At 46.1% G+C, this 16347-nt stretch carries 14 protein-coding genes and 1 pseudogene; 1 reads left to right on the forward strand and 14 read right to left on the reverse strand.

The features are described 5' to 3' along the window. Nucleotides 1–3: 3 nt before the first annotated feature. The 8 genes and pseudogenes from ABDZ76_RS17680 to ABDZ76_RS14090 form a co-directional block, all read right to left on the reverse strand. Nucleotides 4–150: pseudogene (locus tag ABDZ76_RS17680) on the reverse strand (transposase); the annotation flags it as partial. A gap of 160 nt (nt 151–310) precedes the next feature. Next, entirely contained in the window at nt 311–1378 is a 1068-nt protein-coding gene (locus tag ABDZ76_RS14060) for a 4-oxalomesaconate tautomerase (RefSeq protein ID WP_343806601.1), read from the reverse strand. A 39-nt stretch (nt 1379–1417) separates the two neighbouring features. Beyond that, a complete protein-coding gene (locus tag ABDZ76_RS14065; protein WP_343806603.1) occupies nt 1418–1906 on the reverse strand; it encodes a tripartite tricarboxylate transporter TctB family protein in 489 nt (162 codons plus the stop codon). Continuing rightward, entirely contained in the window at nt 1903–2886 is a 984-nt protein-coding gene (locus ABDZ76_RS14070; RefSeq protein WP_343806606.1) for a tripartite tricarboxylate transporter substrate binding protein, read from the reverse strand. Before ABDZ76_RS14070 ends, ABDZ76_RS14065 begins: the two co-directional genes overlap by 4 nt. Nucleotides 2887–2933: 47 nt before the next feature. Beyond that, nucleotides 2934–4418 carry a tripartite tricarboxylate transporter permease gene (locus ABDZ76_RS14075; RefSeq protein ID WP_343806608.1) on the reverse strand — a complete coding sequence of 495 codons (1485 nt, stop codon included), beginning with the start codon at nt 4416–4418 and terminating at the stop codon, nt 2934–2936. Between the two features lies 1 nt (nt 4419). After that, complete coding sequence (locus tag ABDZ76_RS14080) at nt 4420–5307, reverse strand: NAD(P)-dependent oxidoreductase (protein WP_343806610.1); 888 nt, start codon at nt 5305–5307, stop codon at nt 4420–4422. A 41-nt stretch (nt 5308–5348) separates the two neighbouring features. Then, the gene (locus tag ABDZ76_RS14085) at nt 5349–6020 is read right to left on the reverse strand and encodes a 4-carboxy-4-hydroxy-2-oxoadipate aldolase/oxaloacetate decarboxylase (protein ID WP_343806612.1); all 672 of its coding nucleotides are present in this window, start codon (nt 6018–6020) and stop codon (nt 5349–5351) included. Between the two features lie 86 nt (nt 6021–6106). Beyond that, entirely contained in the window at nt 6107–6841 is a 735-nt protein-coding gene (locus ABDZ76_RS14090; RefSeq protein ID WP_343806614.1) for a PIG-L deacetylase family protein, read from the reverse strand. Between the two features lie 143 nt (nt 6842–6984). On the opposite strand from ABDZ76_RS14090, the gene ABDZ76_RS14095 reads away from it, so the two are divergent. Then, complete coding sequence (locus ABDZ76_RS14095) at nt 6985–8166, forward strand: LysR family transcriptional regulator (protein ID WP_343806616.1); 1182 nt, start codon at nt 6985–6987, stop codon at nt 8164–8166. A gap of 1038 nt (nt 8167–9204) precedes the next feature. Here the strand turns inward: ABDZ76_RS14095 and ABDZ76_RS14100 are convergent. The 6 genes from ABDZ76_RS14100 to ABDZ76_RS14125 are packed head-to-tail and all read right to left on the reverse strand — an operon-like array spanning nt 9205 to nt 16315. Then, nucleotides 9205–9996 carry an ABC transporter ATP-binding protein gene (locus ABDZ76_RS14100; protein WP_343806618.1) on the reverse strand — a complete coding sequence of 264 codons (792 nt, stop codon included), beginning with the start codon at nt 9994–9996 and terminating at the stop codon, nt 9205–9207. Further along, nucleotides 9993–11045 carry a FecCD family ABC transporter permease gene (locus ABDZ76_RS14105; protein WP_343806620.1) on the reverse strand — a complete coding sequence of 351 codons (1053 nt, stop codon included), beginning with the start codon at nt 11043–11045 and terminating at the stop codon, nt 9993–9995. Before ABDZ76_RS14105 ends, ABDZ76_RS14100 begins: the two co-directional genes overlap by 4 nt. Then, the gene (locus tag ABDZ76_RS14110; protein WP_343806622.1) at nt 11042–12115 is read right to left on the reverse strand and encodes a FecCD family ABC transporter permease; all 1074 of its coding nucleotides are present in this window, start codon (nt 12113–12115) and stop codon (nt 11042–11044) included. The genes ABDZ76_RS14105 and ABDZ76_RS14110 overlap by 4 nt, the downstream gene beginning before the upstream one ends. Beyond that, nucleotides 12115–12831, reverse strand: a complete 717-nt coding sequence (locus ABDZ76_RS14115; protein WP_343806624.1) for a siderophore-interacting protein — start codon at nt 12829–12831, stop codon at nt 12115–12117. The genes ABDZ76_RS14110 and ABDZ76_RS14115 overlap by 1 nt, the downstream gene beginning before the upstream one ends. After that, nucleotides 12828–13844: an iron-siderophore ABC transporter substrate-binding protein gene (locus ABDZ76_RS14120; protein ID WP_343806626.1), complete on the reverse strand. Its 1017-nt coding sequence runs from the start codon at nt 13842–13844 to the stop codon at nt 12828–12830. The genes ABDZ76_RS14115 and ABDZ76_RS14120 overlap by 4 nt, the downstream gene beginning before the upstream one ends. 11 nt (nt 13845–13855) lie before the next feature. Further along, complete coding sequence (locus ABDZ76_RS14125) at nt 13856–16315, reverse strand: TonB-dependent siderophore receptor (protein ID WP_343806628.1); 2460 nt, start codon at nt 16313–16315, stop codon at nt 13856–13858. Between the last annotated feature and the right edge of the window lie 32 nt (nt 16316–16347).

The following is a 16347-nucleotide window of genomic DNA, read 5'->3' on the forward strand; positions in this document are numbered from 1 at the left end:
ATTCTACGCAGCTGCTTTCACAGGGGCTTTATAGTGCTTAATCCAACTATAAAGTGAATGTGTACTTACGCCCAAGCGACGAGAAACATCTGCTACGGAATAACCGCGCACAGTAATTTGTTTAATAGCATCAAGTTTGAACGTGTCAGTGAAATTAGCTCTTTACCCATCATAAGCTCCTTGCCTCTTTTTTAAGTCAAAAGGTGCCTACAAATCCAGGGATTATTCAACGCTTTCCATGCACACATATTGGTAATATCTGTTTACATTGTTATACAAGCCTCCTTGCAACTCAGTAAATTCTCTATTTCTATGTGGCTAGCCTAGGTGCAGGATACACCTCACCATCAAACAGTTTTCGCGCGGTTCTTAAAGAGCCTGCGCCAGTGACTTTACCACTGCTGTCCCGTTTAATGAGAACATCTGCGGAACCACTTGGATGTTCAATAAAAAAACTCTCACCATCAGGTTGAACTGCAATCTCTGCTGCTGGAGATCCAGCTAACGTGCAGGCTGTTGCGATACTCACAGCTGCAAAAACCCCAATACTTGCGTGACAACGATGCGGGATAAAGCTTCTCGTGCTGATAACACCACCTGATAAAGGCTTAGAAACTAAAGTCATCTTAGGTACAGACTTATCGACAACGTCACCAAGATTCATTAATGGCCCGCATTTGAGCCTGATAGCTTCGATGCGTGACTTTAGATCAACATTGCTATCAAGTTCTGCACGGCTCTCTTGTCCGGTCAATCCGAAGTCTGATGCCCGCATAACAACGATCGGCATACCATTATCAATCATGGTAACATCAATACCATCGACACTATCTACAGAGTTTCCAGTAGGAAGCAGTGCGCCAGTCATTGAGCCCGCAATGTTGTCAAACAGCAATGTAATTGGAGCATGAGTTCCAGGTACCCCGTCTATCTGGGCATTACCTTCATAGGTCAGTTTACTATTTGGAGTGGAGACTTGTGCTGTAGCAATTTCACCAGTGTTGACCATGTAAATTTTTATACTAGTGGTGCCGTTTACGGCTTTCACTAAACCACGTTCTAATGCGAATGGTCCAACACCCGCTATAATATTCCCACAACCTTGAGCGCTGGACACGAGTGCATCCTCTACATAGACTTGTAAAAAAAGGTAATCAACATCCGCATCTTCACGCCTTGATTTAGATATGACGGCTACTTTAGAGGTTAGTGGATCCGCTCCTCCAATACCATCAATCTGGCGAACATCCGGGCTGCCCATGATACGAAGTAAGAGTTGATCACGTTCGGTCTCGTTTTCTGGCAAGTCCCTTGCCAGAAAATAGGCCCCTTTAGAGGTGCCGCCTCGCATCCAAAGACATGGAATACCATCACTCATATCTATATTCCTTATTTTTTATTTATAATTCACAATAACTTAGGGGAGAGGTAAGCCTAAAAAACTTGCGAATAGGAACTCAGCGATCAGCCATGTAGCTATTGCTGTCACTAATGCGCGGAAAAGCCTTCTGTTCCCAGAAAATAAAAGCGTTACTAAGCCAGCTGTAATGCCAAGAGAAACGGCAAGACCGATATAATGCGCTGCTATTGGAACTACAAAAAAAGCACCAATAAAAAGGCTAACCCTTTCGAAGGCAGGAAAACTTGGCTTCTCGTAATCAGGCAGAAGCCTGAAAGCGAGGATTATTAAAACCAAAGATAACCCAACACTGAATATTGCAACTCCATATGGCAAAGCAGCTGGCCCAACGTCCCCCCGTGAGTGTCCGGCAGGCAAATTAGTAACTAAGTACCAGTAACCAGTGGCACCACTTAAGTAGATAAGTGCTGCAATGAGTTCAGGCCACGACATTTGCTGGTTGGAACGCCCCATAGTGGAGCGTTCTTTATCAACTATTTTTGTCATTGCATAAACCCAGCTGCTTTAAGGAATTTGCTTTGCTGTTCGATGTCAGATTTGACACGCTTGGTAAATTCTTCTTCACCCCAATTTGGGCTATCTTGAAACTGTTCAACTTGGAAGTTTTTCCAACTATCGGAGGCAATAACTTTATCAATTGCCTCTTGGATAGACACTACCACATCATCAGGAGTTCCCGCCTTGACACCAACTCCTCGCCAAATGGCTCCACTCACATCAATACCTTGTTCAGTGTATGTGGGCACTTCGGGCAAGAAGCTCGTGCGGTCTTCAGTTGAAATACCGAGCAAGCGGACATCGCCATTCTTAACTTGAGCCAAACCTGTTGATGGTGTCATCATTGCTGCATCAAGATGTTTTCCTAGAAGAGCTAGTGTCACTTTTCCGGAGGCATCGAATGGTATCCATCCACTTTCAAAGTCTTCTTGACCCATCATTTGATAAAGCATGTACTGATGGAAGCCGCCAGGTGCGTGGCCACCAACTTTCAGACCGTTAGGATTATCTTTCATGTATCGAACGAAATCGGCAGTTGTTTGGAAAGGGCTATCTTTTACAACAGCTAATGCCGATGGTTCGGACTGCATGGCTCGGAGCAGACGCAGATCGTCAACACCAAATGGGATCAGTCCTTGCGCTATACCAAAAGACAATGTTCCGGTCATAACCAGAATATTATAACCGTCATTTGGTTGCGCCATGACTGTTGATACACCTACAGCGCCACTGCCCCCCGGACGGTTATCAATTTTAACAGACCAACCGGCTTCCTTTTCAAGAAGCTCGCCCAGCTTACGTCCATAGGTATCGAGTGCGCCACCAGCTCCGGACCAGATTACTAAATTAACTGTTTTCTGTGGGAAAACAGCTGCGTTTGCTGTTCCTATAATAGAGCTTAAGGTGAAGCCCGTAAGTGCAACTGTAAAACTTGCAGTTCTTGCAATATTTTTTATATTATTTAACATTGTCAAAATCCCTCCATTTTATTGACATGAGCTGCATTCGTTTATTTTTAAGTCTTCGCAGCAGGTTCTTTCATAAGTCTAACAATTGGAATCATTATACTTATCAAGCTTAAGACTAAAAATATGAGGCTCACTGGATCTGTAACGAAGATCGAGTAGCTGCCCTGAGATGAGACCAGTGCTGTGCGATAGTTGGTTTCGATTAAGTATCCAAGAACCATGGCCAGAATGACTGGCGGCACTGGGAACTTTAGTTTTTTCATGAAATAGCCGACTACACCAAATCCAAGTGTAATCCATACGTCGAACATCAAGTTGCGGATGGCAAAAGCGCCAAGGATAGCAAAAATCATAACCCCCGCTGCCAGAACAGCATCAGGCAATTTGGTAATCTTTGTCATAACAGGCAGAAACAGTGAACCAACGATGTATTGTGCTATTGCTGCAATAATTACACCAAACAAAATCGCATATACGAGTGCAGGCGCCTCAGTGAAAAGTTGCGGCCCTGGATGCAGACCGTGCATTATAAGTGCACCTACTAAAATAGCAGTTGTAGGCGATCCGGGAATACCAAGGGCAAGCAGAGGGACAAGCGCACCACCGACTGTTGCGTTATTCGAAGCTTCAGGGGCGGCAATCCCGTTTACAGCACCGTGACCAAACTCTTTTGGGTTTTTAGAACGAGCACGTGCATAATCACGTGCAACCCAACATGCAATATTACCACCAACGCCCGGTAAAATACCCAAGAGTGTACCAATAACGGATCCAGATATCATAGAACGCCATGTCTCGCCCCAAAGCTTTGACGACATACGCACATGACCAACTGCGTTTTCGACCTTTTGCCGAACGGCTGAATGTTTTTCGACCATAACCATAGCTTCAGACACTGCAAACAAACCAATGAGTGCTGCTAAGAACGGAACGCCTTCGAATAATTCATAGTATCCAAGTGTAAATCGTGGAGTACCGGCTATAGGATCGATCCCCACCATAGCAAGGGATAAGCCGAAGCAAACACTGATAATCCCTTTTATTAATGAACCACCAGAAAGAGCTGCTACGGAAGTTAACCCAAACAGGCCTACAGAAAAATAGCCTGCAGGTCCGAATTGTAGTGCCAATTTCGCAAGCGGCATTGCAAGCACTAACAAAGCTACGCCCCCGAGTATCCCGCCAACAGTCGAGGCCGTTAGTGAAATTGATATTGCTTCGTTCGCTCTGCCTTGTTGCGCCATCGCGTAGCCGTCAATAGCAGTTGCAGCCGCAGCTGAGGTGCCAGGAGTAGAAAGCAGAATTGCACTGATTGAACCACCATATTCAGCCGACATGTAGAGCGATATCATGATTAACATGCTCAGTTCAGGGGATAAATTATATGTGAAAGGAATTAAAAGACTCAGACCGATAGACGGCCCAAGTCCAGGAAGCGCACCTACAATAATGCCGAGTGCCGCGCCAATTAATAAAACTGCAAGCCCGCTAAAACTAAAAATAATGCCTAATGACTGCGCAATTCCTTCCATTTCAGCCCCCTTTTACGAGAAGACGAGACAGAGAAGGTACAAATTTTTTATATCCATCATTACTAGACAGGTTTTCTTTTTTCAGTTCTTCATGAGCCTTGCCAATTACTTTACAAGCAGCACGAGACATATGCGGACTGAAGCCCAACTCTTCAATTGTATTAGCTGCTTCGTTCATTTCTGTTACACGGCGCGCACCATGCTCGAATGTCCGGCTGAGATAATAGTCAGATGTTTCACGCCAATTGACACCAGGGAATGTTTCACCCACAGAATCCAATATTTTTTCTGTAACACCAGCTTTTTCGGCAGCACTTAACGCCTCAATTAAAAGAGCTTCGACCCCCTTGACCATAACCGACCTAATCATCTTCAAAGCGGAAGCCTGACCTGGCTCAGTCCCAACTGCTTCCAAATTCATACCAAGTGCATTGAGTTTTTCAGCTGTTTCTTCTGCAGCACTACCTGCAACAAAAATTGGAACTTTTGCGCCATATGGGGGGACTCTAGCCATCACCGCCCCTTCAACAAAAGTGCCTTTGCCCTTTCTGATTTCTACAGCAGCTAAAGTTTTAGTAGCTGGCCCAACAGAGTTCAGATCAATAAAGATCGCGGTATCTGATAGATAGGCTGAAACAGATTTTGCTACGGCTTGTGTGGCGGAGCCAACGACTAAAGACAGAACGAAATCCACATCGGATAATGCGCTCAAATCCATAATAGGAACAACATTCATGCTTTCAGCTTTGGCTAGCAGATCTGCTGATGCCTGTTTATCGCTAAACCGCACATCATATACAACAATCTCTTCAATTTGAGATTGCTTTGCTAAGTCCTTTGCCATTGATTGAGCAGCTTCACCAAAGCCTATAAATGCAATTTTTGTCATTTAATTCCTCCCTCACCCCATCTGATAGACTTAATAAATCCTCAGATATATTTCAGGCCCTTCTCAGCAAGTCGCTCACGCATTTTATAGATATCTAAGCCCAATTCACCCGAAGCTAATTTGACACGCTTTTCTTCCTCAGCAGCCATGCGAGCTTGAGTCGCTTTAAGTGTTTTTTCTGCATCCACACGCTTAACAACACAAACACCATCATCATCAGCTACAATGATGTCGCCCGCTTCAATGGTCTGCCCACCACATACGATAGGAACATTCACAGAGCCGAGGGTCTCTTTAACTGTACCTTGTGCAGAAATCGCTGAAGACCATACAGGGAAACCCATCTTGGTAAGGTCGGCAATGTCGCGTACACCAGCATCTATGATAAGGCCGCAACAGCCATGTGCTCTGGCCGATGTTGCCAACAGATCACCAAAGTATCCATTATCGCAGGGAGAGGTCGGTGCCAAAACCAAAATGTCCCCCTCTTGTAATTGCTCAATTGCGACATGAAGCATCCAATTGTCACCTGGAGGCGCTGAAATGGTAACTGCAGAACCGGCAATACGTGCACCGGAAAAGATAGGGCGCATTTTACTGTTTAGGGAGCCTATACGCCCTTGAGCCTCATGAACCGTTGATACACCAGCGTCTGCAAGACCACTGATGATACGTTTATCCGCTCTATCAATGTTTTGACGGACTATAGCCATTCTTAACTCCCAATATTACTATACTCAGTATGCATATGGTGTTTACGCAGCCCTTAGAAATTCAGCTGCGTAAATCAACACTTCAACTACAACTCATCAACTGTACGAGGGAAAATCGATTGGAACCCTTCTGCAAACTGACAATCGCGTCCGCCTGATTGGCCTCCGGAGTTGCGCTTAAAGTGATTGGCACGGTTCTGCGCTACACGAGTATAGTACTCCCACAGATGCTCTTGACCCTGCATGGCTTCAATTGCAGCACGTTTTTTCTCCCATACAGGAGTGATGTCCAAAAATGTATCCGGCTTCCATCCCATCTGCTCTGTTTGATGCGGTTCAAACAAATACAGTTGCGGAGAACCTAGAACTTTCTCACCAGGATTATGCCCCCAAGCTTGTGCAATCATGCGGCACTCAAGTGTGACCTGGGTCGTGTACATATGATCTGTGTTGTATGGATCATACTGAGAATGCGACAGCATAAATTTCGGCTGAACCTTACGAATGATGTCGATCAGTTTAAATTTGTTTTCTTCATTAAGTATGAGCGGGTAGTCGCCCAAGTCCATACAAATGAGATCGTGAACACCTAGATGTTTCGCAGCATGCTCCGCTTCATTCCGGCGTGCATTTTTGACCGTATTGAGCTCCATCCCAGGTTGTTTCCAAAGCTTAGCACTCTCGCCACGCTCCCCAAACGACAAACAGACCACAGTAACATCATAGCCTTTAGCGGCATGAAGAGCGATTGCCCCTCCGCAACGCCACACGAAGTCAGCTGCATGCGCACTAATTACAAGAGCTGTTTTTTTCTCTGTCATATACTTATACCTCCTAAGTTGTAATCAGCTTTACGTATCAGAAGGTAAAAGGAAAATTGGAACTTTGGTGACTTGCATAAGTTTTTGCTATAGCTAAAACTTATAAAGTCGTTAAGCATCCAATGGGGAGATCGGATGTTATTATGGATATAAATTTAAGGCATTTACGTTTGTTTCTCGCGGTAGCGAAAACGAATTCAATAACGCTTTCAGCGAATGAGTGCTCAATCTCACAGCCAGCAGCAACTCAAGCAATTCGCAACATGGAAGCTGCTGCCGGAATTAAATTATTTAATCGTACAAAAAACGGTACTTTCGCCACTAATGCTGGTGAAATATTGAAACACAGAGCGGAGCGTGCATTTTCATTACTAGATCCGGCATTAAATGAAATTTCTAAAAGACTGAAAATTACCTTAACAAATACACAGCTTAAAGCGCTCATCGCGGTTTGTGACGCTGGCAATTTCACGCTGGCAGCCAATAGACTTAACTTGGCGCAGCCAACAGTGCACCGTGCTATTACTGAGTTAGAATTTGAAGCTGGAGAGCCATTATTCCTGCGCACCGCTCATGGAATTTTATCTAAAAAATCAACCTTGAATTTAGCCCATAAGGCAAAGCTGGCATTTGCTGAATTACAGCAGGCCGCTTCAGAATTGGCAGATATAAATGGAGCAGAAGTCGGACAAATCGTAATTGGAGCCTTACCACTTTCTCGGTCTCAATTAATACCAAAAACACTGGTGTCATTCAGAAAACGAAGGGCTTTCATACCTGTTCAGGTAATTGATGGTCCCTATAACGAACTTTTGCAAAGCCTAAGGCATGGTGCCATTGACATGGTATTAGGAGCTTTACGCCTACCAATACCTATCGATGATATTGAGCAATGTACTTTGTTCGATGACGATTTGGTCATTATCGCCTCCAAGGATCACCCCATATACAAACTGAGATCGATTAACTTTGAGGATTTAATCAATTACCCTTTCATTGTTGCTTTAAAAGGCACGCCAACGCGAAATTATTTTAATACTTTTCTTGAAGGCAATATAAAAAAGGGCAACATAAGTCTTGTTGAAACGGCTTCGATCGTTCTTATGAGAGAATTGTTGGAAAATAGTGACCATCTCGGCTTTGTTTCGCGTCTTCAGGCTTTAACTGAATCAAAGTATGAAAAGATCAGCATCGTCAATTATCCTGTTAAAAATTCTTCACGGCCAATTGGCATAACAACTCGAAAAGGTTGGAAACCCACTCCTGCTCAAGCTGATTTTATTTTGTCATTACATGAACAAGCAGAAAAAATAAGTAGCAATTAAGACACCTAGCTTTTTCATGAAGGCCTTATTGCTCGATTAAAAAATCACCATGAGTAGCTATGAAATTCGTAGATACTGTTCGTTATCGATTTATGATTTTATTAAAAATGAACCGATGAAATTATTGAGCACCATAGGTATTTATGATCCACCTAATAAATAACCTCAATGCACTCAATCATTATTTTATTGACCTTAAAATAATTTTCAAATTATTCTTCACGTTATCATAACTATAATTAACAATTGATACGAAAACATAAAAAGCTTATAATTTGCATTAATACATATATTAAATATTACATTTTGAATTAAATTTTTAAAGATAAAAATTACACTACCAACATTGTTGTAATTTGCAAAATTATAAATCTCGACAAAGATAATCTATGAAAAGCAAAGCAACGAACAAATTCTATTCTTAAATTCGTGTCCGAATGGCTCGAATTATGACGGAGCATAAAGCCGAATATTTTTCGCAACTAACGGTAGCCCACCAGAACAGCCCACATGGCTGCATACCCTCAATGAATAGGTAAAGAAGGTCTACGGCAACAACCATCCAGGTTTGCCAAATGACATGTCGTCGAAGATGAAGCTCTGGAACAAGAGAGCTGAGAGTTTCGTCAGGCGAATGAGATCTCGCGTCAATAATTGATATATTTTACCCGTAAGGAAATCTATCGCCACTAAAACGATGGATTTCAGCGAATGCTAACCCGTGCGCGGGGCTACCAAATTGCAGACTACTGCCGATTGCCAACCACAAACCGTCTAGGAGATGGCTACGAATTCAGAACGTCAGTGTCATAATACCTGATCTAGTATTGATCATTCCGCCCAAAATGGGCTTATCACTATTGGTAGTCATTGTCTGGCGTTGATAATTGATGCCTCTATTCTGCCCCATAAAACGCAAAAAGCTCAAGCGCTGAGCTTGAACTTTTGTGATTTTGGTTGCGGGGACGAATAACCACCGCCACCGACATCCCACTACAATCATAATTTGATAGGCTCTTTAGATTACAGATAATCTACCTACTTTGGCACGATCATTGGTGTGTTTGTGATTGGGTCTGAGATGATAAGCGATTTAAGGTTGAAGACCGTCTGAATGAGGTTTTCATTGATGATAGTCGAAGGCAAGCCTTCCGCTATAATTGCTCCGTCCTTCATCGCAATCAGATGTGAAGCATAGCGGCATGCCTGATTGAGATCATGCAACACCGCAATGATCGTACGCCCTTCTGCGTTCAGGGTTTTAAGCAGTTCCATCAGCTCAATCTGATGGGCGATGTCGAGGAAGGTCGTCGGCTCGTCCAAAAGCAAGAGCAGTGTTTCTTGCGCCAGCACCATGGCAATCCACACGCGCTGACGCTGACCACCAGATAGCTCATCCACCAACCTGTCAGAAAGTGCGCTAATATTGGTTGCATGCATAGCAGTTTGCACGGCTTGCTCATCCGCAACCGTCCATTGCCGGAAGAAGCTTTGATGCGGATAGCGCCCGCGCGCTACCAGATCAAAAACCGTAATCCCCTCCGGCGCCAGCGCCGATTGTGGCAAAAGCCCGAGGCGACGTGCCGTTTCTTTAGCAGGGATCGTGTGAATGTCATGCCCGTCAAGCAAGACCTGACCATTTTTAGGCATCAGCAATCGGGATAAAGCCCGCAGCAATGTAGATTTACCACAAGCATTAGGCCCGACAATGACAGTGAATGAACCATCAGGAATATCCACCGAAAGATCATTGACAATCATGCGGCCATCATAGCCGAGTGTAATCTGATCAGCCTGTAAACGTGATTGTGGTTTGGGTGAATGGCTCATGAGTGACCTTCCCTGAGCAATAACCAGATAAAATAAAGTCCGCCGATACTCACCGTCATAATACCGACTGGTAGCTGGATGGAAAAAGCATGTTGCGCCGCCCAATCCGCACTGAGCAGTAAGAGTGCGCCTGTCAAAGCAGAAGGCAGTAGCGCCACTCCGGCAGAGCATGTCAGGCGTCGCGCAATCTGCGGTGCTGCCAGTGCGATAAAAGCAATCGGCCCTGCTGTTGCTGTCACCATGGCGGTAAGCGCCACACCCAGCACCATCAGGCTCAAACGTGTGGATCCTGTAGAAATGCCGGAGCTGCGTGCTATATCATCACCAAGTTCCAGCTGCTTCATCGCACGACTGCTCAGACATAAGAGCGGCGCTAAAACCAGCATGATGATGGCCACAGGGACTAACTGCTCAAAGCCCAAACCATTGAGCGAACCTGCGCCCCAAACAGCCGCAGTCATAGCCACATTCAAATCAGCCGCCTTAATCATCCAGCTATTGAACGCAGAAAGCATGGCCGAGATACCAATACCAGTGATGATCAGCCGAAAGCCGCCCAGACTATGGCGCATGGATAACAGATAAACAACAAGCGCGGTGACAACCCCGCCGATCAGCGCGCCAAGCGCAATTTGATAATAGCCGCCTGATAATAGTAAGATAACAACCAATGCACCGGTATAAGAACCCGCAGTAAAGCCGATAATATCAGGACTACCCAAGGGATTGCGTGTCAGTGACTGGAAGATTGCACCACTCATGCCCAACGCACTGCCAAGCAGAAGGCTGAGCAGAATACGCGGCAAGCGCCATTCCAGCACAATCATCCGCACCATCTCTTCGCCTTGCCCTTGCAGGCTAAGCAAAAGATCTGCGAGCGACACCGGATAGGTTCCGCTTGTAAGCGACAACAGTGCCAGCAACAGCAGACAAAAGCCAACAACCACCATCACCATCAGGCTGCGCTTATGGAGCCGCCATGACAGCGCCCCGCTAAACAAGCGCACGACCAGAGTTGGATGCGGCTTTATTCTGACCTTCGCGCTCATAGGCCACTCACTTGTCTGCGTTGCGCCAATATGATCAGCACCGGCGCACCGATAAAGGCCGTGACAATGCCTGCTTCCAATTCACTAGGAAACAGCACCAGTCTTCCGGCAATATCGGCGCTCAGCAATAAGAGGGGGGCAAAGATCATGGTGAAGCCGATAATCCGGCGTTGATTAGGCCCTGTAAACCACCGCACCATATGCGGTACCATCAGGCCAATAAAACCAATCGGCCCGCAGGCGGCAGTGGCAGCGCCTGCCAGCAAAGTGACAGCCAGCACCACCCAAAGCCGTGTGCGCAAAATATGCGTACCCAGCGAGCGCGCCAGATCATCACCCAATGCGACAGCGTTCAAGGCTGGGGCGATCAGACAAGCGATTAACAGCCCTGCCAGAATGAAAGGCAAAACACTGACCAGCACATGCATATCACGCCCTGCAACCGAGCCGATGCTCCACATGCGCAATGCATCAAAGGTTTGCGGATTAAGCAAGGCAAGCGCCGAGCCGATACCACCAAGCACGGCGGACAAAGCCACACCGGCCAGTACCAGACGCACAGGTGTTGCTCCACCTGCTCCTGACGAGGTACCAAGCAAATAGACAATCCCTGTCACGATAACCGCACCGGCAAAAGCTGCCCAGATATAGGTATCAATGGATTGCCAGCCGAGCAAACCAACCGCCAGCGTTACAAAGAAAGCAGCACCTGCATTGACACCCAATATACCCGGATCCGCAAGCGGATTGCGCGTTGCGGCCTGAATGAGTGCGCCCGAAACACCAAAGGCAGCACCGCACAAAACCGCAAGCAAAGTGCGCGGCAGCCGATAATCCAACAGAATGATCTGCTCGGTTGTGTCGCGCACCTCACCTTGCAAAGCCTGCCACAGATGAAGCGGCGTCAGCATTCGCGCGCCAGCCAGCAGGCTTGCCACACACATAAACCAAAGCAACAGCAAGCCTAAAACCAGAAAAAGCAGAGAGGGTTTTGAACCCCTCTCCGCTATCGGATCAGCTTGATCAGTCGGCTTTATAGCATCAGGCACAGAAAATTGTTCAGGCAACATCAAACACGCGCCTGTCCTTCAATCCAGTAACCCACCGCATCAATGCGCTTTTTGTCAAAGCCCAGCACATCACGGAAATGCTTGCGGCAGGCAGACGCTGCCCGTGCTTCACCTGCAATGTAAATGTAGCCCAAGCCCTCAGGCAGTTCTTTGATCTCCGCAGCAATACGTGGCAGCTCGGTATAGCCTTTACGATCATCACGCAGCCCATGGCAGCAATGCCAGACGATATGCACATCGCCTTGCGTCGCGATCTCCTGCTTATCCGCCTCGCATGGCACTTCCACATGCACAATTGCCTTAAAGCCTTTTGGTAACTCCTCCAGAACACGACCAACCGCAGGCAAACCCGTGATGTCGGCAATAAGAATAATATAATCAGTCTTTTCTGGCGGAGCAAAACGAGAGCGTGGCTTTAGCAGGCGAATATTGTCACCGACATCAACCTGTCGCGCCCAATGCGTTGCGATACCGGTCTCATGTTTCACAAAATCAACTGTCAGTTCTTTGCTCTCGTGACACCAGTTACGAACCGTATAATAACGCCCCTTTTCATCCGTTGACCCAGCGACCGGAAAAGATAGCCAGATAAACTCATCGCCATAACCGGTGCTCTCAAAGCGATGTAAATCACCATCTTTGAGCACGATCCGGATCATAGACGGGCTGATCATTTCTTTATGACGAACGATTGCAGACAGATAATCATAAGTCATGGCACTATACCTGTAGCACTGCTTTTTTCTGCAGCTTCCACTAAGAGATCAATAAATGCAGCATACCCATAAGGAATGGACAAAACGCTCGGATTTGATGTCACCCACATAGAAATCGGATCATCCACAGCTATAAAACCACCGGCTTGAACCGGAGCAAAACGCTGGAACAATGGCTGGCGCTCTGCATCTTCTTTTCCACCTGGCGGAAACCATAAAATGAGTAAATCGGTTTCGATATCTTCCAGTTTTTCAAAACTGATTGATGTTCCGATCTGACCGCTATTTTGGGTAGCCAACGCCTGAATTTGCAGCGGAACTTTTAAACCTAGTTCCATTAAAGTCGCGACACGCAAATCATCAGGGAAATAGACGCCAATTGCATTGCTTCCCGGAAAATAAGAGCCAAATATAAATGTTCGCCCGTCTAAAACAGGATTTTGCGTATAAAGCTGATGAAGATATTTTTTTGTCTCAGCGATCAGTTTCTTCGCCTGATCGGCTTGTCCCAAACATTCACCTGCCAGCAATGTGATTTCTTGCCAGTCAGCCTGTAAAGGGCCTGATCTATAGGCCATTGTTGGTGCAATGCTGTTAAGTCGCTTCCAATCATGACTAGTTATATTGGTACGCACGGCAAGAATGATATCGGGCTTCAGAACAGCGATAGCCTCGAAATCAATTATGCTTTGCGAAAGCAAAACTGGCTTTTCAGCGCCAAGCCGCTCCTCAATCCATGGCAATATCCCGCTGTCGAACTGCTCATAACGTGGCATACCGACAGGAATGGTGCCAAGCGCGATAAGCGCATCTTCACCACCCCAGCCGAGTGTCACAATCCGTTTTGGCAATTCATTAATGGTTGTTTCGCCAAAATGGTGACTAATAGAAACAGGAAATAATTTGCTGTCTGCAAAAGCAACTTTGGGCATATAAGCAACTGCGCCCATCGTCATTGCTGCAGATAAAACAAAACCACGTCTGTTATAATCAATATTTTCCCGTTTCTTCATCGTTGAGAACCTCAAAACTCTCCCTTAAGGCTCAGCGTGAATGAACGTGGCTCGCCGTAGAAATTACCCCAACCCGGTGCGCTTACCGTCTGATAATATTTCTTGTCAAAAAGGTTATCGACATTCAAAGCAGCCGAAAAGTGATCATTAATCTTGTAACCAACCCGTGCGCTCCAAACGGCATAAGCAGGCTGCGTTACGCTAATATCGCGTGTTTTACGGCTGCTCTTGGTTTGATAGCGAACGCCTGTTCCTACACTCAAACCTTCCAGCTGATCGGCAAACTGATAATCGCCCCAAATCTTGATGATATGCTCAGGGTTATAGGTTGCAAATGACTGGCTGACGTCATTTTTACCTTCAAGATATTCAGTGTGGGCATAAGTATAACTGGCTGCGAGCTGCATATTAGAAAACAACTCACCGCTTGCCTCTACTTCAAAACCCTGACTTCGCACCTTACCGCTGGCAACATAACATTCGCCCCACATACCCGTATCACATGGATAATTATCTGAATCGAATTCAGCACGGTTTTTATTATCAATACGGAAAAGTGCCAACGACGTGTTAAGCTGGCCATCAAGCAGGCTACCCTTTACACCCACTTCATAATTGGCACCTTCAATCGGCTTCAAAGCTTTGCCACTGGCTGTTACTTCATCCTGTGGTTTGAAAATGCTGGTATAACTTGCATATACCGTCCAATCTTTATTCAGATCATAAACGATACCACCATAAGGCGTGAAAACGCCATTTTCGCTGTATGGACTAACAAAATCTTCGCCCGTATCGCGGTAGCGTGAAGTCATTTTATACCAGCTGACACGCCCGCCCAGAATGACCGTAAGCGGATCAGCAATGCTCAACCGCGTAACACCATAAATACCTTCCTGACGCAATTTAGCTCTGTATTTTGCGCCACGGAAACGGTTTTCCCTCATCCATTCATCAGAGACTTCAGGAATTTTGACAGGATCAAAAACATTCTGCGCAACACCCAGACGTGCAAGTGAATAATCATTATCACTCACCAGATTATTCACGCTGGCACCAAAGGTAACGGAATGCGTGCGGCCAAACAGATCATATTTACCGTCGACATAAGTATCAAAAGACACGTTTGACGAGTCCATATCAAAAAGACCCGCATACATAGTGGAACCCGTCAGTGTTAACGGGTCAATGGCCCCTTCCGAAAAAGCATATTTTACATCATGCTTCTCGTTCCAGTAATTCAGCGATGTTTTCCACTTCCAGTCATCATTAAACTCATGGGTTACATCTGCAAAGACAGATATCTGATCTGTATCCCAATGGTTCCAGCTCTGACCAAGACAAGTATCGCGCGCAAGGCCGATATCGCTGCCATCTGTATAGGTTGGCAAACCATGAAAGCACGGTGTCGAGGTTTTGCGTTTATAACTGCCACCAAAACCAATTGTGGTCTTATCGGTGATATCAGCTTCTAAAATACCATAAAGAAAGAGGTTACGGCTTTCAGCGAGATCCGTAAAATATTCACGATCATTAAATGAACCCGCAATACGACCACGCACACTGCCTTCTGCATTTAGCGGGCCCGTGGCATCAACTTCTGTATTAAAATTGCGATGCGAGCCACCTTGTTGTGTGACCGTCAACTTTTTTTCATCAAGCGGGCGCTTACGCACCATATTAACCGCAGCACCCGGATTGCCTGCGCCTTGCAAAAGACCTGTCGCTCCGCGCATGACTTCAACACGGTCAAATGCCACCATATCTTCCGAAAAACTATTTGCTTGCGGATAATAAATTGAGCGGTTCACGCCGTCATATTGATATGTATCAACCATAAACCCACGCGAAAACACATAACGCGCACCCATCGGGCTATCATAAAGCGCAACACCCGGCGCCTCTTCCAGCGCATCATCGATGGTTGTTACATTACGATCATCCATATGTTTGCGCGTAACCACAGAAACGGATTGGGGAATATGACGAATATCCTGCTCGCCTTTGCCAATCGTAACCGTGTCTGCCGTATATGAGTTAGAACCTTCTGTGATCGCTCCGGCGGCCTGAACGGTAATTGTCTGCAAAACGGTTGTGCCATCTTCAAGCAGCCCCGCCTCACCAGAGGAAGCTGTAACGGCCGGTAATATCTGAATTGTGTTATTGCTGAAGCGATAACTCAAACCCGTTCCCGCCAAAAGTGTGGCGAGCGCTTTTTCAGCAGTCATCGTACCACGCACTGCCCTGCCGGAAGCTGTAATGGCTTTGTTTTCACTAAATGCAACGGAGAGGCCGGCAATCCGACCTATATCGTTGACAGCCTTTGTGACCGGTTTGGCGGCTATATTAAAATTATACTGGCGCTCATGCGATTGCTGTTGTGCTTGCGCACCATTGATAGAAACACCACTTGTTGCCGCCAGCAATGCTGTCGCCAAAACATAACTCCGACCACGTGCGCCATACACAGCCATACCAGCCAGCCCCTTTACCCTTAAACACGATT

The sequence above is a fragment of the Paenochrobactrum glaciei genome, assembly GCF_039522165.1.
Classification (GTDB): Bacteria; Pseudomonadota; Alphaproteobacteria; order Rhizobiales; family Rhizobiaceae; genus Paenochrobactrum; species Paenochrobactrum glaciei.